General features: G+C 39.8%; 23 protein-coding genes. All 23 read right to left on the bottom strand.

Annotated features, from left to right (window positions below):
- Window position 1: 1 nt before the first annotated feature.
- The 23 genes from BMW36_RS05870 to BMW36_RS05980 all read right to left on the bottom strand — a co-directional run bounded on the left by BMW36_RS05870 (window position 2) and on the right by BMW36_RS05980 (window position 21,739).
- On the bottom strand, window positions 2-1,054 hold the full coding sequence (locus BMW36_RS05870; RefSeq protein ID WP_089739932.1) for an ABC transporter permease: 1,053 nt from the start codon (window positions 1,052-1,054) through the stop codon (window positions 2-4).
- On the bottom strand, window positions 1,047-2,552 hold the full coding sequence (locus BMW36_RS05875; RefSeq protein ID WP_175480366.1) for an ABC transporter ATP-binding protein: 1,506 nt from the start codon (window positions 2,550-2,552) through the stop codon (window positions 1,047-1,049). Before BMW36_RS05875 ends, BMW36_RS05870 begins: the two co-directional genes overlap by 8 nt.
- A 132-nt stretch (window positions 2,553-2,684) precedes the next feature.
- Window positions 2,685-3,734, bottom strand: a complete 1,050-nt coding sequence (locus BMW36_RS05880) for a BMP family lipoprotein (protein ID WP_089739934.1) — start codon at window positions 3,732-3,734, stop codon at window positions 2,685-2,687.
- A gap of 109 nt (window positions 3,735-3,843) precedes the next feature.
- Window positions 3,844-4,563 carry a CoA-transferase subunit beta gene (locus tag BMW36_RS05885; protein ID WP_089739935.1) on the bottom strand — a complete coding sequence of 240 codons (720 nt, stop codon included), beginning with the start codon at window positions 4,561-4,563 and terminating at the stop codon, window positions 3,844-3,846.
- Window positions 4,557-5,399: a CoA transferase subunit A gene (locus tag BMW36_RS05890; RefSeq protein WP_245711597.1), complete on the bottom strand. Its 843-nt coding sequence runs from the start codon at window positions 5,397-5,399 to the stop codon at window positions 4,557-4,559. Before BMW36_RS05890 ends, BMW36_RS05885 begins: the two co-directional genes overlap by 7 nt.
- A 14-nt stretch (window positions 5,400-5,413) precedes the next feature.
- Window positions 5,414-6,745, bottom strand: coding sequence for a CoA-disulfide reductase (locus BMW36_RS05895; protein WP_089739937.1), 1,332 nt, complete (start codon window positions 6,743-6,745; stop codon window positions 5,414-5,416).
- Window positions 6,746-6,769: 24 nt separating this feature from the next.
- Window positions 6,770-7,036, bottom strand: coding sequence for a EutN/CcmL family microcompartment protein (locus BMW36_RS05900; RefSeq protein ID WP_089739938.1), 267 nt, complete (start codon window positions 7,034-7,036; stop codon window positions 6,770-6,772).
- 28 nt (window positions 7,037-7,064) lie between these two features.
- Window positions 7,065-7,730: a phosphate propanoyltransferase gene (gene pduL, locus BMW36_RS05905; RefSeq protein ID WP_089739939.1), complete on the bottom strand. Its 666-nt coding sequence runs from the start codon at window positions 7,728-7,730 to the stop codon at window positions 7,065-7,067.
- A gap of 13 nt (window positions 7,731-7,743) precedes the next feature.
- Entirely contained in the window at window positions 7,744-8,022 is a 279-nt protein-coding gene (locus BMW36_RS05910) for a BMC domain-containing protein (protein WP_089739940.1), read from the bottom strand.
- Window positions 8,023-8,561: 539 nt separating this feature from the next.
- Window positions 8,562-8,834 carry a BMC domain-containing protein gene (locus BMW36_RS05915; RefSeq protein ID WP_089739941.1) on the bottom strand — a complete coding sequence of 91 codons (273 nt, stop codon included), beginning with the start codon at window positions 8,832-8,834 and terminating at the stop codon, window positions 8,562-8,564.
- Entirely contained in the window at window positions 8,827-9,213 is a 387-nt protein-coding gene (locus tag BMW36_RS05920; protein WP_089739942.1) for a BMC domain-containing protein, read from the bottom strand. Before BMW36_RS05920 ends, BMW36_RS05915 begins: the two co-directional genes overlap by 8 nt.
- Window positions 9,213-9,497 carry a BMC domain-containing protein gene (locus BMW36_RS05925; protein ID WP_089739943.1) on the bottom strand — a complete coding sequence of 95 codons (285 nt, stop codon included), beginning with the start codon at window positions 9,495-9,497 and terminating at the stop codon, window positions 9,213-9,215. The genes BMW36_RS05920 and BMW36_RS05925 overlap by 1 nt, the downstream gene beginning before the upstream one ends.
- 22 nt (window positions 9,498-9,519) lie before the next feature.
- Window positions 9,520-9,840: a BMC domain-containing protein gene (locus tag BMW36_RS05930; protein WP_089739944.1), complete on the bottom strand. Its 321-nt coding sequence runs from the start codon at window positions 9,838-9,840 to the stop codon at window positions 9,520-9,522.
- Between the two features lie 10 nt (window positions 9,841-9,850).
- Window positions 9,851-11,371: an aldehyde dehydrogenase family protein gene (locus BMW36_RS05935; protein ID WP_089739945.1), complete on the bottom strand. Its 1,521-nt coding sequence runs from the start codon at window positions 11,369-11,371 to the stop codon at window positions 9,851-9,853.
- Window positions 11,372-12,178: a class II aldolase/adducin family protein gene (locus BMW36_RS05940; RefSeq protein WP_089739946.1), complete on the bottom strand. Its 807-nt coding sequence runs from the start codon at window positions 12,176-12,178 to the stop codon at window positions 11,372-11,374.
- A 16-nt stretch (window positions 12,179-12,194) separates the two neighbouring features.
- On the bottom strand, window positions 12,195-13,259 hold the full coding sequence (gene mtnA, locus BMW36_RS05945) for an S-methyl-5-thioribose-1-phosphate isomerase (protein ID WP_089739947.1): 1,065 nt from the start codon (window positions 13,257-13,259) through the stop codon (window positions 12,195-12,197).
- Window positions 13,260-13,271: 12 nt separating this feature from the next.
- A complete protein-coding gene (gene mtnK / locus BMW36_RS05950) occupies window positions 13,272-14,489 on the bottom strand; it encodes an S-methyl-5-thioribose kinase (protein WP_089739948.1) in 1,218 nt (405 codons plus the stop codon).
- A gap of 12 nt (window positions 14,490-14,501) precedes the next feature.
- Window positions 14,502-15,512, bottom strand: a complete 1,011-nt coding sequence (locus BMW36_RS05955; RefSeq protein WP_089739949.1) for an ABC transporter permease — start codon at window positions 15,510-15,512, stop codon at window positions 14,502-14,504.
- On the bottom strand, window positions 15,509-17,020 hold the full coding sequence (locus BMW36_RS05960) for a sugar ABC transporter ATP-binding protein (RefSeq protein ID WP_342707253.1): 1,512 nt from the start codon (window positions 17,018-17,020) through the stop codon (window positions 15,509-15,511). Before BMW36_RS05960 ends, BMW36_RS05955 begins: the two co-directional genes overlap by 4 nt.
- 182 nt (window positions 17,021-17,202) lie before the next feature.
- Window positions 17,203-18,366 (bottom strand): sugar ABC transporter substrate-binding protein, encoded by a 1,164-nt coding sequence (locus BMW36_RS05965; protein ID WP_089739951.1) that lies wholly within the window; start codon window positions 18,364-18,366, stop codon window positions 17,203-17,205.
- Between the two features lie 114 nt (window positions 18,367-18,480).
- The gene (locus tag BMW36_RS05970; protein ID WP_089739952.1) at window positions 18,481-19,866 is read right to left on the bottom strand and encodes an O-acetylhomoserine aminocarboxypropyltransferase/cysteine synthase family protein; all 1,386 of its coding nucleotides are present in this window, start codon (window positions 19,864-19,866) and stop codon (window positions 18,481-18,483) included.
- Between the two features lie 191 nt (window positions 19,867-20,057).
- A complete protein-coding gene (locus BMW36_RS05975) occupies window positions 20,058-20,804 on the bottom strand; it encodes a sulfite exporter TauE/SafE family protein (RefSeq protein ID WP_245711599.1) in 747 nt (248 codons plus the stop codon).
- 23 nt (window positions 20,805-20,827) lie between these two features.
- On the bottom strand, window positions 20,828-21,739 hold the full coding sequence (locus tag BMW36_RS05980) for an AEC family transporter (RefSeq protein WP_089739953.1): 912 nt from the start codon (window positions 21,737-21,739) through the stop codon (window positions 20,828-20,830).
- Window positions 21,740-21,917: the final 178 nt, after the last annotated feature.

Below are 21,917 nucleotides of genomic sequence, written 5' to 3' on the forward strand. Positions count from 1 at the left end.
CTTATTTCCCCTCTTTCTTTCTTTGTTTTAAAAATTCAAAACTGAATTTTGCTGAGATAAACAAAATTAATACAGCCTGGATGATTCCTGAAATAGAATTCGGCACATCTGTATTTCTTTCCACACCTAAGGAACCTGTATCAAGTGCTGCTAAAAAGATTGCTACAATGGTTGTACCAACAGGATTGGAGTTCGCGAGCAATGCAGCCATTAAGCCAGTCCAGGCAAACTGAGGATTTGATAATGCTCCTTCTATAAAACGGTAATGCATCCCAAGTACTTCCACACTTCCTGCAAGACCTGCAAGCATTCCGCTTATTAACAGACTGATGAACATTGTTTTTTTACGGTTAATCCCGCCATATTGTGCAAAGAAAACATTCTGGCCAAGCATTTTTACTTCATAGCCAAATGTTGTTCTTTTCATAATAAATGCAATGACTATTGCCAGGATAATCGCAATAACGAAGCCATAATGCAGATTCATTCCTGTAATTAGCTTCGGCAGACGGCTTGCCTGATCAACCATCACCGTTTGCGGGACACCACCTGCACTTGACGTATCACGGAAAGGCTCACTAACTAAATACCCAGCAAACAATACAGCTATGTAATTTAGTAATAATGTAGAGATAAGCAGGTTAATTTGAAATCTCTGTTCCATCCACCCTGCGAAGAATGAATAGAGCCCTGCAATAAGCATACCTGCCACAATTGAAATTATCATATTCAGCAAGCCTTGAAATGGCAGGGAAACGGTTATGATTGCTGTTGTGACTGCACCCATCACCAATTGCCCTTCAGCACCTAAATTAAAGAAACCGGCACGGAAGGCAAAAGCAACCCCTAAACCTGCCAGGATGATCGGAATTGCCCTTTCTAACGTGTTTGTTAAAAAGTAGAGATTTCCAAAAGCCCCTTTCCACATCTCCTGGTATGTGACAGCTACGGATTCCCCTGAGAGCATGATGGCAATTGTTCCGACTAAAAGCCCTACAATTACTGCTAAAATTGGCTGAATAAATAGCGTGGCATTAGTTTTTAGTTTATTCATTCCTACCACCTGCCATTAATATACTAAGTTTTTCTTCACTTGCCTCATTGCGCTCAAACTCTCCGGCGATTTTCCCTTCATACATAACTAACACACGATCTGATAATGCCAGAATTTCTGATAGCTCTGAGGAGATCAGCAGAACGGCATCACCATTGTTTCTTTTTTCAATCAGCTGCTCGTGAATAAATTCCATTGCCCCAATATCGACTCCCCTGGTCGGTTCAGCAGCCAGGAGAAATGGCGTATTCTTCTGAATTTCTCGTGCAGCGATTAATTTTTGCAAGTTCCCCCCTGATAAAAATTGGGCGCTTGTATCTATCGAAGTTGTTTTTACGTTAAACTTCTTTATACTATCTGTTACATACTTGCGAATATTTTTTAACTTTAAGACACCTGACTTTTGAAACTCTTGCTTCACATAGTCTGTCATCATCATGTTGTCGACTAGGCTTGCTTCTTTTGCTGCGCCCCATAAGTAACGGTCTTCCGGTATATGAGCAAGTCCTGCCTCTCTAATCTGCTTAACTGACTGGTTTGTCAGTTCAGTTCCGTTTAATGTGACAGAACCATTTTGAACTGATGCCAGACCTGTAATTGCCTGTATAAGTTCTGACTGGCCATTACCGGATACTCCTGCAATGCCGACTATTTCTCCTTGCTGAACTTGAAAAGAGATATTTTCCAATAATGATTTTCCTGAGTCTTTGTCTGTCATGCTTACATTTTTGATGGAAAGTACTTCTTTTCCCTTCACTTTTTCCGGGAGCGGATTATTCTTCAATTCTCTTCCAACCATTAAACGGGATAATTCTTCCGGATTTGTCTCTCTTGTTTCCAGTGTTCCGGTTACTTTTCCGTCTCTTAATACAGTGACTCGATCAGATACTGCCATTACCTCATTTAATTTGTGGGTAATTAAAATGATACTCTTGCCCATTTTCACTAATTCACGCAAGCTTGCCAGCAAGTCTTTTACTTCGAGTGGTGTTAACACAGCAGTTGGTTCATCTAAAATGATGACATCGGCACCTTGATACAATACTTTTAATATCTCTACACGCTGTTGAATCCCGACAGGTGCATCGCCGACTATTTGTAACGGATCAATATTCATTCCGAACTTTTTTGCTAATTGGCTCACTTCTTCTGCTGCTTTCTTCCGGTCATAGCGCCAGCTTTTTCTTGGTTCATGATGGAAGACGACATTCTCGGCAATCGTAAATGGGGGAAACAGCATAAAGTGCTGATGAACCATACCGATTCCTAATGCGATCGCATCATTCGGATTGTCTATAGTTTTACTTTTTCCAGCAATGACGATTTCACCGGATGTTGGTTTTTCCATGCCATAGAGCATTCTCATAAGAGTGGTTTTCCCTGCACCATTTTCTCCTACAATCGCATGAATTTCCTGCTTATTTAATGAAAAATCTATATGGTCATTTGCAGTAAAGTCACCATATTTTTTTGTGATTCCTTTCAGTTCCAATAACACTTGAATTCACCTTCTTTATTCAGATAGTAAGAAGAAAGCATGATATGTATAAAAATATAACTTCAAACAGGAAATTGATAGATTATAAGTAAGAATGGGCTGCTTATAATGAAAGCAGCCCGTGTTTAACATTTATTCTTGCTCTAGTGGATTTTGTACTTCTACTTCACCTGAGATAATTTGATCTTTAATTGCAATTACTTCATCAATTGTTTCCTGGCCGATGAAATCACTTAGTTCAGATTCAGACTCTGCTGTCACGAAAGTTACACCTACTCCTCCTTCAGCAAGGCCGAAAGATTGTGTTCCTGTTGTGAATTCACCTTCACCATATTCTTTCACAAAATCGTAAGCTACAACATCTGTATTTTTTAATTGTGATAGAACGATATGTTCTGGATCATTAACGGTTCTGTCAATATCCTGTCCGGAAGTATAGAATCCTTCTTCTGCTGCCGCTTCAAATACCCCTAAATCACTAACTGCAGCTGCTGCAGCGATGAAATCTGCACCATTCGCATGCTGTTGTAATGCAATCTCTTTTGCTTTTGCTGGATCTTCGAAACTTCCAACATAGCTTGATAGAATTTCTGCCTCACTGTTTACATGGGCAACTCCTTCTTCAAACCCTACTTTATATTTATCAAGTAAAGGAACATCCATTGCAAGTACAATTCCTACCGTATTCGTCTGGGTAGAAAGTCCCGCAGTTGCACCTAATAAGAAACTTGCTTCATACTCACGGAATTCCGCACTTTTTACATTTGGCAAGTCTACAACTGCATCAATAATGGCAAAGTCCTGATCAGGATTTTGTTCAGCAACACGGGTTAATGCATCCACTGCATCAAATGTTGCCGTTAAAATTAAATCATATCCATCTGCTACTGCCACCTGTAGGTTTTGTTCAATTTCTGTTGGATCAGAAGATTCAATTACATTTACTTCTAAACCTGTTTCTTCAGCTGCTTTTGTCGCACCGTCAGAAATTTGCTGGAAAAACGGGTTCACACCAATTTGATCTGTTAAAACAACTGCTACTGTTTTTGCTTCCTCATTCGAGGCTTCACTTTCTCCACCATTGCTTGACTCTTCTGCTGATCCACTCTCATTACTCGTACCACATGCTGCTAAAAGTACGATCAGAACTGCAGAAAAAAGCCATAATACTTTTTTTCTCATTCGATAGTCCCCCTAATTTTTATCTAGGCCATTTAGGCTTTTTTACATATCGTGATTATAAAGAACAATTAGGATAAAATCAATCTTTTTTCGACAAAATTCTGAAAATTTAGAACTCTGTCGATCTGTAATCATATGGATCAATTTGTCTTAAAGTCTGCAGCTGTCTTGCTGTAGGTTCCTTAGTATAACGAATCTCATCATAGATCAGCTTAAATCCAGTCTGTGCCTGAACTTCTTCTAGTGTTGTATGCGGGTGGATAGAATCAAGCTGCAATTTTCCATTTTTAAATACAAATACACAAAGTGGTGTTATAATTTTCCACAAATTCCCTCTCGTCGTAACAAAATTTACTTTTTCCACAAAAGTTCTCGGGTCATGCTTTGTTCGCCAAATAATTGCCTTTTTTGCTGTAGGAATTAATACAGCACTCCCTGCACCGCCAGGTAACCTGACTTTTGGCTTATGATAATCCCCAATGACTGATGCATTGACATTCCCGTTCACATCAAATTGAACGCCGCCCAAAAAAGCAACATCCAGTTTGCCACGCATTGATAAGTCAAAGATCTGATCAAGCGGAAAATAGGACTCTCCTGCCTCGACTAAATCCGCACCTGCAGAAGAATAGGAAGACTGTTTAACTGTACCAGGATTCACTCCGCCAGGTATATTAAGGTGGACTAAGTTAGGTGCATGTAATTTTCTCGCTAAGTGCATGGCTACCATTGGCATTTGGGAGGAAACTCCATGAAAAACTGTCTCCCCATCCTCAAGCATATCTGCTATAGCACATGTCATTAAATCACTTATCCGGTAATTCACCATACTCTTGTCCCCCTCTCCTGTTGATAATCTTTTCGCTCATAGTTTTTAATAAACTCTGCTACTTCCTGTTTTTCTTTTAATCCAAGAAACTTGCGCAGCGGCTGCTCGTCAACATCATATTTTTGATAACATGATGTGGGAGCTGCTCCACCGGGAACATGGACGACAGCATCCACTAAAAATGCTGGTATATCAATCTTGTCTTTATTTTGCTTAATCTGGAAAGGAGAAACGATTTGCTCTGTTGTTATTATTACTCGATCCGCTGCCCGTGACATTAATACATCCTCGAATTTCGGCCCGGCAATAATCGCATTACCTTCTTCATCACATTGCTGTACATGAATAACCGCAACATCAGGAAAAATTGAGCGGACTAATGTGACTGGCTCACCAGTAAATGGGTCTTCTACGACAACAAAGTAATCATTATGTTCGATTAAATCCCCATATTTTAAACCGCTCACAGGCATAAATGGGACATTTGCTGATGCCCCTCTAAGTGCGCTTATTACTGTATAGCATGCATGTTCATTTGCCTTTACCATACCTGTCTGGACAGCCTTGCGGTAATGCGGTGGCAGCCCGTAAACTGTCTCATAACTGACAAATCCGGCATCAACAGTTGCCACAGATCCTGCTGCACATAACAGGTCAATATCATGGGCACCGGCTGTTTTCACAAGTTTCAATCCACTTTTCTCCTGCCTCGCAAGCTCTCTGACAAACGCCATTGGGGCCCGGTGTAACACGTTTCCTCCTAAGGCAAGTGTTGACTGGTCAGCAATTGTTTCAACTGCTTTTTTCAATGATTGTAATTTTGACAAAATCTTCACCTCCAGCTTGCTAACTATTTCACTGCATTGCTTGCAATATGCACAGCATCCCATACCCCTGCAAATGGCGGGGCATAGCAGAGATCTGTCATTCCCAATTCATCTGCCGGCATATTGTTTTGAATCGCAATGGCAAACATATCTATCCGCAATACTGCCCCTGATTCACCAATTGCCTGTGCACCTAAAATCCGCTTCGTGCGTTTTTCACAAATAATTTTAATCCATAACGGCTTTTGACCAGGATAATAACCAGGGTGATTTGCTGCTTTGACGAACTCTGTTGTATAGTCAATAGCTAAATCTTTTGCTTCCTGTTCAGACAGTCCCGTCCTTGCTAATTCCAGATCAATAATTTTTACGGCAGCACTGCCTAATGTACCAATATATTTTTGATGAGACCCGGCGATATTTTCACCAGCAATCCGTCCGCATTTATTCGCATTCGTTCCAAGCGGTAAATATGCATTCTCCTGTTTTACATAGTGATACACTTCCGCACAGTCACCTGCCGCATAAATATCCTCAACAGTTGTACGCATTTCCCTGTCAATTACTATTGCTCCATTACCAGCAAGTTGAATGTCTGTTCCCTGTAAAAATTGTGTGGCAGGCTTAACACCAATTGACACAATGACTAAGTCAGCATCATAGCTGGACTTGTCTGTCATCACCTTTTGTACATATTTATCTCCAGAGAAACCTTTCACACTTTCATTTAAATGGAGTGCAACTTGCTTTTCCTGCAGGTGTTTTGTTGCTATTTCAGTAATTTCAGGATCAAATGGGGTTAAAATCCTGTCAGCTTGTTCAATGATACGCACGTTTTTACCTAATGTATGCATCGCTTCGGCAAGCTCAATCCCGATATAACCACCCCCAACAATGACTACATTGTTTATGTGCGGCTTATTTATTTTTTCTTTTAACAGAATTCCATCTTCCATTGTTTTCAATACATGGATATTACCAAGTTCTAAACCGTCAAATGGCGGAACAATTGGCATGGTCCCTGTCGCAATCATCAATTTATCATAGTGATCAATAAAAAGCTGACCAGATTCATAGTTTCTAATCATTACTTGCTTTCTTTCTGGTGCTACTTTAACAACTTCATGCCGTGTTCTGACGTCTATTCCACGATCACGGAATTCTTCCTTAGTACGTGCAATCATTTTTGTATGATCATTATTTTCGCCTGAAACATAATAAGGGAGACCGCATGCACCATAAGATACATAGTCACCCTTCTCATATACCGTAATTTCTGCCTCAGGATTAACTCGCTTTAATTTGGAAGCAGCAGACATTCCTGCTGCTACTCCTCCAATTACGATTAGTTTCATGACATATGTCTCCTATTCGTAAAACTATTCTTTGATTTGGATATTTGGTTCCTGGTCAACGATGCCTACAACAATCGCATCAATGGGAGCATGCTGAGGTAATGCGTGCTGTACGGCACTGCCAAAACTCACTAAAACGAGCTCACCTTCCCCTGCGCCGATCGTATCAGCTGCGACAAACCATTCTTTATTTTCACCATTGAACGGCTCAATCACTAATAATTTATAGCCTTGTAATGTATCATATTTTCTTGTCGAAATTACTCTGCTTACCACTTTTCCAATTACCATACAATAAACCTCCATAACTGGATAAGGTTTACTTGATCAATTTTAAGTATTCCTGACCCTTAATCCCAAATGCATTGGCGTCATCCGTATCAATATGCATGTCTAACGCATAACGGTCACTTATTCTAACCGTCACACCATACATCATGCCGCCTTTTTCCCCGTCAACTTCTATTTTTACTTTCTGGTGATTTTCTACACCATACCTGCTGGCATCAGCTGGTGACATATGGATATGGCGGTCTGCTATAATACAGCCTTCCTCCAGTTCAATCTTCCCCTTCGGTCCGATTACAGTCAATGGAGCAGATCCTTTTAAATCACCAGAATGCCTTACAGGCGGATTAACACCTAACTTAATCGCATCAGTTCTCGATATTTCAATTTGTGTCTGTTTTCTGAGCGGTGCAACAACACGGATCCGATCCATTTTCGATTTTGGACCTTTGATAGTTACTTGCTCCACACAGGAATATTGACCTGGCTGTGAAATATCCCGATGCTTTGTAAATGTATAACCTTTGCCAAACAGAAAATCGGCATGTTTTTGCTCTAAATGAATATGTCTTGCCGAAACACTAACTGGTATGAATTGATCCTTTTCCTGGACCAGCTCAATGTTATGTGCTTTTATTTCTTCCATGACAGCATCACGGATTGCTCGGTAAAGTGTTTCGTTTCCCTTAACTGTCATATGATGTCATCCTTTATTTAGCAAAGTCTGGTAAAATTTTCGCGATATCGCCATGTGGTCTTGGGATCACGTGGACTGCGATTACCTCGCCTACGCGAGCTGCCGCTTCTGCCCCTACTTCTGTGGCAGCTTTTACTGCTCCAACGTCCCCTTTGATAATTACTGATACAAGGCCTGAACCGATTTTTTCGCTTCCTACTACTTCTACGTTTGCTGCTTTTAACATTGCATCTGCAGCCTCGATTGATGCTGTTAAACCTCTTGTTTCGATTACTCCTAATGAATCACTCATTGTATTTCCTCCTTGGATTTATTATTAGATTTTTCATATTTAATGGATGTTTCTTTTGCTGAGCCTGCTGAGATTTGGGTATGATAATCGGTTTAAGAACAAATCTTCCGCTTCACAACCAAATCTACCGTTATTCCTCTTGAGATTTCGTCCTGATTTTCAGTTCACGACTAAATCTCCTGTGCTTCCTCTTGAGATTTCGTCCTGATCTTAGCTTCACAACCAAATCTTATGCTTTACCTCCGCAGATTTCGTCCTGATCTTAGCTTCACAACTAAATCTCCTACTTTTCTTCCGCAGATTTCGTCCTGATACCCACTTCACAACCAAATCTCCCGCTTTTCTTCCGCAGATTTCGTCCTGATACCCACTTCACAACCAAATCTCCTGCTTTTCTTCCGCAGATTTCGTTCTGATTTCCACTTCACTACCAAATCTCCTGCTTTTCTTCCGCAGATTTCGTCCTGATATCTGCTTCACAATCAAATCTCCTGCTACTCTCTTACTTCTCTAGCAAAATAATGGTCCTAATTTAATAATTAAGACAGTTTAAGTAACTTGTTTACATCAGTGTGTGGTCTTGGGATCACGTGGACCGCTACTACTTCGCCTACTCGTCCTGCTGCTTCTGCACCTACTTCTGTTGCTGCTTTCACTGCACCTACATCACCCTTAATAATTACTGATACTAGACCTGAGCCGATTTTTTCGCTTCCTACTACTTCTACGTTTGCTGCTTTCAGCATTGCGTCTGCTGCCTCGATTGATGCTGTTAATCCTCTTGTTTCGATAATTCCTAATGAATCACTCATTGTTATTTTCCTCCTCTATAGGTTTATCCTCTTGTTTTTTTGTTGATTTTGCTGTATTTGGTTTTGCTGGTCGTTTTTTAGCAACTTGTTTCGGCTGTGGAACGACAAAGCGCAATATTTCTTCATGCGGGTTCGTTATCACTACCGCATTTTTTAATGGACTGTCTGTTTTTCTTTCATTTACCTGTTTTGCTGTTTCGATTGCCAGTGTTACATCAGAAATCGAACCGCCAATCATTATTGATACAAGTTTGCCGCCTAGTTGATTCTGACTTGATAAAAATTCAACTGCAGCTGTTTTACTAACTTGATCTAACATTTCCATCCCAACGGCGAAATACTTTGTTTCAATGACACCGATCGCTTCATATTTTTTCATCAACTGTCACCTGCCTTCGGTATCAGCTTGCCATAGAGCTCTTCATCAGGCCGGGGGATACTCTTCACCGCCACAACTTGTCCATGTCGGTATGCCGTTTCAGCTCCAACTTCCAATGCCGCCTGTACTGACGCTAAGTCGCCTTGAATCAGTACGGTAACCCATCCGGAACCTGTTTTTTCTATATGAACAACTTCCACAAATGCATGTTTGCACATTGCATCAATTGCAGAGGTTGCGGTAACTAAGCCTTCTACTTCAATAATTCCTAACGACTGATACATCGTTTATTCCCCTTGCCTGTCATTATGGTAATTTCACCTTACCTGTTGCTAATAACTTCTCAAGCCCTGGTGCCTGATGACTGATTAATCTTGTCACAATCTCATCATCTGTAATGTATTTACCTGCTTCTGTTCTTGCCACGTCTAAAGCAATTCTCACATCAGAGACATTCCCGGTAAATTTCACCTGGATAACTACAGGGATAGAAGCCTGATCTCCTGATGCTGGGTTATTACAATCCATTGCTTCGATTTTAACATCTGCTGCTTTACATGCCTGATCCATTGCTGCAAGAGCCACACTGTAGCCTAACACTTCCAGTAGTCCAACTGCATTCGCCATTACGGTTCACCTACCCTTTTATATTGAAACCGCCATTGGCGATAACTGTCCTGCGTTGTCTTGTGTAGCTTCTTGCGGAAGTAACTCCCTCACCAGTCGGACCTGCAATCGTCATTGTCGTAAAACCTTCCCCTTTGAATCCAACACCAGACAAAGAAGATCCGTTGTTTACGAAAATAGTTGTTCCAATTGCTTTAGCAAATTTCGTTACATTCCCAATATGGTTGGAATGCATAACAGCGGTATGTCTGTTTCCATGTTCAGCTTCAACCGCCTTTTCAATTGCTTCATCAATAGATCTAACTCGGACAATTGGTAAAATGGGCATAAGCTGTTCTAACTGAACATATGGATGATTTGCATCTACTTCACATAATAACAGTTTTGTCTGGACATTCGATACACCAATATTTTCTAAAATAAGGGAAGCGTCTTTTCCGACCCAATCTTTTGATACAAGATAATCTCTTGCCAAATAAGAACAGCCGCCAGGAATGCCATCTTTATTTTCTTTCAGAGTAAGCTGCATTGCCTGTTCCACTTGTCGGTGGTCCAGCATATACGCACCTTCTGCTAACAATTCAAAAATAAGATCATCTGCAACCTGATCCAATACAAATACTTCTTTTTCTGCGATGCATAGCAGGTTATTGTCAAAAGATGCTCCTTCAATAATATCTTTTGCTGCCTGTTTCAAATCTGCTGTTTCATCAACGATTACGGGCGGGTTTCCTGCACCTGCTCCAATCGCTTTTTTGCCAGATTTCAGAAGGCTTTTCACCATGCCCGGACCGCCAGTTCCAACAAGGAGTCTAACATGCTTGTTATTGGCAATCTGTTGAACAGTCTCAATCGTCGGCTCTTTCACCATTGCTAAAAGATTGGCAGGTCCACCAGCCTTAACGATCGTCTGATTTAGCAATTGCACCATCTCTGTCGATACTTTTTTTGCTGAAGGGTGGACATTGAATACAACAGAATTTCCTGCCGCAATCATGCCAATCCCGTTATTCACTATCGTATCAACAGGATTTGTTACAGGTGTCACTGCTCCGATCACGCCATATGGTGTTTGCTCAACAAAAGTGAGACCATTATCACCTGAAAAAGTTTCTGTTTGTAAAATTTCTGTGCCTGGTGTTTTTTCAACTGTTAAGCTGAGTTTTGCTAATTTGTCGTTATAGTTGCCCAGTCCAGTTTCCTCAAGAGCAGCTTTAGCAAAATATTCAACCTTGTGCTTTACAGCCTCACGAATTGCTGAAATTATATTACCGCGATCTTCTATTTTGTACTCATTGATCCATTTACGTTGTGCCTCATGTGCCGCATTAATCGCATCATCAACATTATCAAACACTCCATCAGCATTAGATCGGCTTGTAACGCTTGAAGCTAAATTTTGAGGAGACAACTGTTTCATCTTAATTGGTGTTGGTGTCTGATTAGTCTGTTGACTTTTATCAAGTACTGACTCTACGTTTTTCAGTACAGAGTCAACAATTGTCTGTATGTCTTTTTCATTTAACTGCATTTAAATTGCTCCTCCTTTCTGCAATTGTTCGATCACACGATTGGTAACTTTCTCGACAATTTCCTGAATGACTGCTTCTTTGTCTGGTTCCTGCTGGCGGGGTGGCTGTTCCGTAATATCACACGGAGGAACGCCACCAGTCTTAATCCCCATATTGTTCCGGATATTAATTAAATCGGAAATCTGATTACAGTTCAGTTCGTTCGCCTTATTCAATATATTGGTTGAATATGTTAACATTAAAGCGTAATGCTCCAATGATTCCATCCGGTAATATGCTTCAATTAAATCCCTTCCCCATGTTAACGCACCGTGGTTAGCTAAAAGTACGGCATGATGGTCTTTAATCAACGGAGTGATCGAATCAGGTACTTCTTCCGTACCCGGTGTAGCATATGGCGCTACCGGAATTCTCCCTAACAAAACAACTGCCTCAGGAGAAACTGGTTTTTCCAGATTAATTCCCGCAATGGCGTATGATGTAGCCACAGGCGGATGGGCATGGACTACCGCATTTGTTTCTTCACTTTCACGATAGACACGTAAGTGCATTTTCACTTCAGAAGACGGCTTTCTGTTACCTGCAAGTACTTTCCCGTCTAGATTCATTTTCACCATCATATCCGGTGTCATAAATCCCTTGCTAACACCTGTAGGGGTCGTCCATATCGTATCAGGTCCTACCCTCACAGAGATGTTTCCATCATTTGCCGCAACGAAGTTTTTCTGGTAGACACGTTTTCCTATATCGCAAATTAATTTCTTTGCCTCAAAGTCACTGTAATATTTCTTCTGGTACAATCTCATGCACCTCCTTTAACACTTACTCAGCGAAAATTTTTGCTAAATTTTCTTCATAATCCGGGTAAACAATTCCCTTTTCTGTGATGATCGCTGTAATTAAAGAGCTGTCCGTCACATCAAATGCAGGATTATAAGTTTTCACAGACTCTGGTGCCATTGGCTCACTGTACCATTTCGTCTTAATTTCTTCTTCTGAACGAAGCTCTATTTCAATATCGTCACCAGTCTTTGATTTTGAATCAATTGTCGACATCGGTGCACATACGTAGAACGGAATTCCATAATGTTTTGCCAAAATGGCCACAGCAGATGTACCGATTTTATTCGCTGCATCACCATTTGCTGCTACACGGTCACATCCAACAAGCACTGCCTGCACCTTGCCCTGCTTCATCACTATCGAAGCCATGTTGTCACAGATCAGTGTCACATCAACACCAGCCTGATCCAGTTCCCAAGCTGTAAGCCTTGCGCCCTGTAATAGCGGTCTTGTTTCATCTGCATATACTTTAAAATCGTACCCTTTTTCCTGACCGAGATAGATTGGTGCAAGTGCTGTTCCGTACTTTGCCGTTGCGATGGTACCTGCATTACAATGGGTAAGCAAGCCCATTCCCGGTTCAAGTAGTTCCAGCGCATATTGACCAATAGACTCACAAACCTCTTCATCTTCCTTCTTAATCAGATCAGCTTCTTCTTTCAATGCTCGTTTAATCACATCAATGGATTGAGCCTTTTCTTTTTCAAGCCTTGCCTCCATCCGGTCCAATGCCCAGAATAAGTTGACAGCAGTCGGACGGGATGAAGCTAATTTCTCTTTCATTTTGGAAAAAGTCTGAGCGAACTCCTCGTAACTGCTGGCGTCACTGTTCTTTGTCACAAGATAAATCCCATATGCCGCAGCAATCCCGATCGCAGGCGCTCCTCTGACTTTTAAATGATAAATCGCATCCCAGACATCATCGACTGTTTTCAATTCAAGGAATACTTTTTTATTCGGCAGTTGTGTTTGATCTAATAAAATGATCGTATCGTTTTTGTCATCGAGCTTGACCGATTCAATGACTGTTACATGTTCTGTCATGTTGTCCCCTCCTTATTGAAACACCTTTTTCACCAGGCTGACAAAATCAGCACCTGTCTTGTACTGACCGCGTTCCAAAATAAAATATTTTGCAACAGTTAAGCAATTCTCTTCTGCCTGCTGGCGGTCAGATTCATCTTCAATTGAAGTAATATCCGCAACTTTCGCGAGCCCGATAATGCGACGGGAAAGTTCCAGTCCAGCAACTGCTGCTGTATCTTTTAAAATATTGTTTAAGTAATATTCATAGAAACCATCATAAGTAGCAACAAGCTCCATATCTGTTTCATTCCAAAGCTTTCCGAACTTTTGTTTAAATAAGTCAATAACATCTTCAATTGACTGTAAAATATATGAGGTGAATTCGTTTCTTTTCGCTTCTTCTTTAATCGTAGCTTGTCCATTTGCATAAGCAAAAATCAAATTCGCCACAACATTTCCAATATCATAACCAGCCGGGCCATAGAATGCGAACTCCGGATCAATCACCTTTGTTGCCCCCTGTTTAATAAAAACAGAACCTGTGTGCAAATCACCGTGGATCAGTGACTGCGCATTTGTCATAAACTCAAATTTTAATTTGGCTGTTTCCAGTCGTAATACATCATCTGCCCAGATCTCTTTTTCAACAAATGGACGTGTAGCTGGAAATACTTCATTTCGTTCACAGTTATAGAAAGGTTCTGTATAAACGAGATCTTCACTAATCTCGCACAGTTCAGGATTAATAAAACTTTTCACAAGATCTTTCTTTTTCTTATGATCCATTACTACATCTGAAGTCAGCAATAAGGTTTTCGCCATAAATGTTGTAATATGGTCAGCAAAGTCAGGGAAGATTTCATGCTTGATTAATGCTGATCGCATAATCTCATAATCTGACAAATCCTCCATCGCAAAACAATTCATTACAGGATCATATTGATAGGTTTTCGGTGTATGATCCGGAACATATTCATATTGAATTTTCAAAATATCACTTTCAATTCTGTTACGGTCTGGTGAGAGTTTAAACTCATCAGAAATACGTGCAACAGGACCAGCCTGTTTTAAAATGATCGAATCACCATATTTTCCATCAACAATATGAAAAACATAGTTTAAGTTTCCATCCCCAATTTCTTTACAGGTAAGTTCAGCATCTTGTTTAAAGAAATCCAGTTTTTCTTTCGCATATTCAATTGCCTGTTCCTCATTCATTGTAAAATATTCCGTAGAAAAGTCTGTCATGTTAAAACCCTCCTATTTCATTTTGTAATAAGTTAACGCGAGTGCTGACGCGAACACTGCACCTTTTACAATATCCATTGCATAATACGGTACAGACATCATTACTAGACCGTTAGCTAGAATACCAATTAACACAGCCCCGATAAATGTACCAAATGCATTTGGTTTCCCTGCACCAAGCACGGACAGTCCGATAAATGCTGCAGCAACGGCATCCATTAAATAGGAACTTCCCGCATTAATTTCTGCTGTCATTACCCTAGATGCCAGGACGATCCCGCCAATTGCTGCAAAGAGTGCTGATAATACATATGCCAGAACTTTATACTTGTTTACCGCAATACCAGATAACCTCGCAGCTTCCTGGTTTCCGCCAATGACATACATATAGCGGCCGTGTTTCGTATATGTTAAGAAAATATGTACTAGAATAACGATCACAAACATGATAATAATAATTAATGGTACCTTACCAATCATACCAAAAGTGTCAGGAATTTTCCCTTCTGCATATGAACCGTCAGGCATAATCATATTCTCTGAGATTGTGGCACTTCTAGTATAAGTTAAAGCTACCCCCTGAACGACAAACATAGTTGCTAATGTTAACAGCATATCAGGGATGCGTACTTTTACAATAAGGAATGCGTTCAGGAGACCTACGAGCAATGCACAAACAAGGGCTACAATGATCGCAATTACGGTTGGCTGTGAATGCCAGACAAACATAGATATTACGACTGCATTTGCCAGTGAAGCAACAGACCCAATAGATAAATCGAAACCATTCACAGATAAAGAGATTGTTAGTCCGATTGCAATAATGGTTACAATGGAAATCGACCTTAGGATATTAATAATGTTATTCATTTGTAAAAATGACGGGTTTGCAATCGAGAAAATAATGATTAATAAAACTATCGTTATAATGGTGCCATACTTATATAGAAACTGAAAAAAATCAAATCCACTCTTTCCCTGCTTTGGAGAAGACAGATTTGCATCACCGGACTTCGAACTCATTCGTCCCTTCCCCCTGTCGAATAATATAATAAATCTTCTTCTGTTACTTCTTTCGTTTTTACTTCTTTTACAACCTGGCCATCAAAAATCACGTATGCTCTGTCTGTAATCCCGATAATTTCGGATAATTCGCCAGATGCGTAAATGACGGCTTTTCCCCTTTTCGCCAGTTCTAAAATAAGGGTGAAAATGTCTTTTTTTGAACCAACATCTACCCCTTTCGTTGGTTCATCAAATATATATACATCTGCATCTGTCACGAGCCACTTACCAATGGCGACTTTCTGCTGGTTCCCGCCAGATAAGTTTTGCAGTTTCGTTTCAATTGTTGGAGTTTTGACATCAAGCTGATCAACCATCTGTGCTGCAACTTTTTTCTCTTTTGAAAAATTCAGGAAAGAGAAATAACGTGTGAATTGATTTAAATTTGCTGATGTAATATTTGTTTTCACATCTTCTTCAACTAAGATGCCTTCCTTACGCCTTTCTTCAGGTACAAATGCCAGTCCCTGTCTGACAGCATGATTAGGTGTCTTCGGCCTGATTATTTTTCCATTCAGTTTAATGGAACCTTCCACTTTTTCCGCAGCCCCGAACAATGCCTTACAAATTTCAGTTTTTCCTGCACCAACTAATCCAGCAAGTCCGATTACTTCTCCTGAATGAACTGTGAAACTTACATCGTTTACTTTATCTGTATCTTTTAAATAGGCTACTTCAAAAACAGGTTCACCAATCGTCTTTTCCATTCTCGGGAATTGCTCATCCATTTTTTTACCTAGCATTTTTTCAACAATATCATTTACTGTAACAGATTTAATCGATTCTTCACTTATGAATCTTCCATTTCGCATAACGGTAATGTTATCACATATTTCGAATAGTTCCTGTAACCGGTGGGATATAAAAATAATGCCGACATGATCTGCTTGTAATTGTCTTACAATGCGGAATAACTGATCTGTTTCTGATTTACTGAGAGGAGCTGTTGGCTCGTCCAGTATTAAGAAGCGGCACTTACTTGAAATAGCTCGTGCAATTAACACCATTTGTTTTTCTGCTAATGTTAATGAACTGACTAACTGTCTCGATGATACACTAATCTGTAACTCTTCTAACACTTTACTTGCATTATGATGAATCTCCTGATAATTAACCCACTGCTTTTTTCCCATATCACTGACTAAATGGTTTAACATAATGTTTTCCCCGACAGTTAAATAGGGAATCAGTGCTGTATCAACTTCCTGATAAACGATTTGAATTCCATAATCTTTTGCATCTTTCGGTGAACGGATACTCACTTCTTTTCCGTCAATCAGTATTGTACCTGTATAGTGTGTGTAAGCACCTGATAAGACTTTCATTAAAGTGGATTTACCGGCCCCATTTGCTCCAATCAGTGCATGAACATCACCTGCATCCATTTGAAAAGAAGCTTGATCCAAAGCTCTAACACCAGGAAAATCTATCGTAATATCCTTCATTTCCAAAGCCATTGTCATCATTCTCACCTACTTTACTTTTGAAGATTTTCACGCGGGAAGCGGCTATTTGCCACTTGCAGTATTTTAGCACTCAAAAAATAGAAATTTTCTTACCTATTTAAGTCATATTAGTCTGGTAGTAATTAATATGTAAAAGATAGAAAGCACTCCGTCTATGACGATTGCTTTCTATCTTTTTGTGTTTAGTTAGCGTTATTTTCTTTTAATGTAACCATCCAGTCTTCAAGGAACGCATCTGACTCGCCCCAGCCTTCGATAACATTCGCTAATGTTTGCATGTTTACTTCTTCACCTGAAGCATTTAGTTCTTCCTGAGAAATCAATGTTGCTTCTAAAGAATATTCCTGTGGAGTTTCTTCGCCTGCAAGTTTTTTCGCAAGTAAACGAACGTTAACTGCACCAATTAATGTTGGATCAACTGCTGCCGTATATTTCCAAGGGCTTCCTTCTTCCTGCATTAACTGAAGATCTGCGTTGGATACATCGATACCATAGATATCAATTTCTTCACGTCCTGCTTCCATTAGTGCACGTGTCGCACCTGTAGCAAATGCATCCCATGTAGCAAAGATGGCATCCATTTCTCCTTCCGGATATTTGTTCAACCATGCAGCTACCGCATTTTGTGTATCAACAGTTGTATTATCTGTCGCTACACCAAATCGTTCTAATTCTTCAATACCAGGGTTTTCCTCTGTTACTTGTGTATAGATGTTATTTCTTCTCACCATTGGCGGGAAACCGTCTACCCAAAGGTAACCGATATTCGCTTCAGCTTCATGTTCTTCCACTAGCTTATCTAATACTAATGTAGCTAATGCTTCATCATCCTGTGATGTTAGTGTTACTCCTTCGATTTCTTTTAAATCTGCAATCGAATCAAATGTAACTACTTCAATACCTGCATCTCTTGCTGCCTGTACTAAATCAGCAGTAGCTGCATCATCACCATGTGAGATAACTAATCCGTCATACTTCTGATCAATTGCTTGCTGAATAGTGTCATGGAATTTCGCAGTATCTCCATTTGCGGAGAAAGTTTCAACTTCCATCCCTAAAGCAGTTGCTTCCTGTTGCGCTCCTGCAAGGTATTGTGCTGTGTGATCATCACCGCCAATTTTGCGGACAACCATTATTTTTAATGGTTCCTGCTGGAATGCTTCTGGTAATCCTTCTAAACTAGCAGACCCTTCAGCAGAAGCATCGCTTTCTTCTGTTTCTGTACTTTCTGTGTCTGCTTCATCCGTACTGCCGGATGTTGACTCTTCGTTGCCGCTACCGCATGCTGCTAAAAATAACACTAAAAATGCTGCAAATAATAGCGCAAAAAGTTTTGAACTTTTCATCTGTTTTTCCCCCTGTAAGATTATATTGTGATAAACGTACCCGATCTTCTATATATAAACGGCACGGTGTATCTGAAAGGTATTTCTTTAAAAATAATTTGGAGCTCTTGATGATTAGATTCTTTTTTGCTGTAATTGCTTGATTACTTCTGCTGTCAGTAATTGGACAATATCTTCCGTATTGTTACCAGTCTGGCTAGTTGGTGCTGCCTGCTGGTTGATTCCTGTTGCTTTTTGCAGCGATTGATCCAAATCTTCATACAGATCATCAATATTTTCTAATCCAACGGAAAGGCGGACCATATCTTCTGATACACCTGATGATTCCAATTCTTCCTTCGATAATTGCAAGTGAGTCGTTGTTGCAGGGTGAATGATTAAACTTTTTGCATCACCGACATTTGCCAAATGTGACCATAATTGCATGTTGTTAATGAGGGCACTTCCTGCTTCCCTGCCACCTTTTATACCGAATACTACGACAGATCCGAATCCATTTTCCAAATTAGCTTTTGCATATTGATGAGAAGGATGGGATGGAAGTCCAGGAAAGGTTACCCAACTCACTGCAGGGTGCTGTTCCAGTTTTTGTGCAAGTTCTAATGCATTCTTATTGTGTCGTTCCACTCGTAAATTCAATGTTTCCAGCCCTTGTAATAACTGAAATGCATTGAAAGGACTTAAACATGCACCAAGGTCTCTAAGTAACTGCACACGTAATTTCGTTGCAAATGCTATATCTCCAAAGTCTTTTGCGTAAACAATCCCATTATAGCTGCGGTCAGGTTCAATAAATCCAGGAAACTTCGACTGATTCCAGTCAAAATTGCCCCCATCTACCACAATTCCGCCAATGGAAGTACCATGTCCGCCAATCCATTTTGTTGCAGAGTGGACAACGATATCTGCCCCTTGTTCAATCGGTCTGCAAACATACGGGGTTGCAAAGGTATTATCAACAATTAACGGTATATTCGCATCATGCGCCACTTTGGACACTGCCGGAATATCTAATACGTGTAAGCTTGGATTTCCTATCGTTTCAGCAAATAGTGCTTTGGTTTTATGATTGATTGCTTTCTTGAAATTTTCCGGATCTGTTGGATCAACAAAATGAACTTTTATTCCATACCGAGGTAAAGTTATTGCAAACAGATTATATGTACCACCGTAAATATTTGTAGCCGCAACAATTTCATCACCTGCTGATGCAATATTGAAAATGGACATGGAGATCCCTGCCATACCTGAGGCTGTTGCCACGGCAGCTGCTCCACCTTCGAGAAGTGCCATTCTTTTTTCAAAAACATCCAATGTCGGGTTCATTAGACGGCTGTATATATTCCCGTTTTCCTGTAGAGAAAATAGTTTTTCCGCATGTTCCGTGTCATCAAACACATAAGATGTCGTCTGATAGATCGGAACAGCACGCGATCCTGTTGTTGGATCTGGTGTCTGGCCACCATGTAATAATAACGTTTCTAAACGTTTATCCTTCATATATGAAACCTCCAAAACTGTTCAACTAATTGACTAAAAACATCATACCATAAAATTTCAGAATTTTGTCGAAATTTTTCATACGATTTTATAGACATATTTTGTCATCAGGAAATCGAATTACTGATCCATTTTATATGGAAATTTTCTTTCCCTGCTCATTCGAAAATTCTTTCAACAAATCAGAACATTTACCCAATGATAAGGCGTACCGCTCCGATTGCCGCAAAAACCAGTACGAGGATCTGGAATAAGCGTTGTGGCATCACCTTTAACACTTTCACTCCTATTACTGCTCCTATTAATATGGCAGGAATTAACCATAAGTTAAATGTAATAGACTCTAATGTGATGATTCCAAGTGAAATATAGAATGGTACTTTAATTAAATTCACAAATAAGAAAAACCATGCCCCTGTACCGACAAATTCTTTCTTGGGAAGTCCTTTGACAAGGAAGTAAATGGCCATAACCCCACCGGCAGCATTACCAATCATTGTGGCGAAACCAGCTAATGCTCCCATCACAAATGTGAAAAATCTCGACTCTGGCAGCATTTGATTGAATTTCTCTCCAAGGCGGTCTCTGCTAATATGTAATAAGATTAATACAAGAATAAGTATACCTATCATTGGTTTCAACTGTTCACTTGTCACGAAACTCAATACAGCATAACCGGCTAATATTCCCGCTAAAACAGATGGGACAAGCGAAAATAAATACTTCCAGACAACATTTTTCCGGTAATATGTTACGGCAAAAATATCCCCGGCTATTAATAATGGAAGTAAGATTCCGACAGATTCTCTGGCAGGGAAAATGATCATGAAAATGGTGACAACAAGTATCCCCATACTTGCTACGCCTGCTTTCGAGAATCCGATTAACATCGCAGAAAAGACGATGACCACCCACTCCAATAATGTTAAATCAAACAAATTACACACATCCTTTCAATCTATTAGACTATTATGTTGACAATCAGCCATATTAAAATAAAGCTTATCATCATCGTCATATTAGAAACAGTGCCGACTAGGCGCTGGTTATATCCGAAAAGGATCGAATACGGCAGTACTGACATGGATGTCGGCAAAATAAAGCCAACTAATAATGTGAAACGGAACATCTCATCAACCGGCAGAAAATAATAACAGACGAAACCTAATACTAAGCCAATTCCATATCTTGTCGCTAAAAAAGTTGTAATCAATTTTCCGTACCCTTTTGCAAATGAAAAGTTCAGATATAAACCTAGCAGTAATAAAGATAACGGCATATTCGCCATGGAGATGACACTGGAAACATCGACAATGATGGACGGTACTGTAAAATTAAATATACTGATCAAACACATAATTAAATAGGTTTGTAATGGAATCGATTTTGCTAATTTATAAATTATCCCTCTTGCTTCTACTACCCCTGTATTTTCTGAATAGATTCCTGCAATAATATAACTGAGACCAAATACAATAAAGGCATTTCCCACATCAAACATTCCAAAATATTTCAGTCCTTCGAATCCCCACATTCCTTCAACAAGCGGATACGCGAAAAGCCCGATGTTCAAACCGGGCACCATCATACTGAACATCCCGCGGTCCTGTCTTGTTTGTTTTCTAAAAATAAATAATGCAAGAAACCCCATCATAATGCCATAAAAAAAGGAAATGAGAATGAGATAAAAAAGAGAAGATGTGAAAGCGACATCACTAAATGTCACTATAATCAGACACGGTAATGTAAGGTTGAAGATAATTCTTGCAATCCCCTCTCCATCTTCTTCTTTTACAATGTTTGATTTTTTCAATAAAAAACCGATCGCGATAATAAAAATAGAAATAATAAATTGTTCATTAAATTCACTCATATGCTGCTCCTTTTCTTTGGTTCGCTAACTTGCTTGCTTACGAAACCTTTCGAAGTATGTTGAATTGTGAAAAAATCTACTTATTTACTATAGCATATTGCAACAGTAAACAGACAGAATGTGATACCCTTATTTTTGACAGGGCATAGTATAAGTTGTACGATGTTAATGGTTGAAT

Source organism: Gracilibacillus ureilyticus (assembly GCF_900111195.1).
GTDB classification, from domain to species: Bacteria; Bacillota; Bacilli; order Bacillales; family Amphibacillaceae; genus Gracilibacillus; species Gracilibacillus ureilyticus.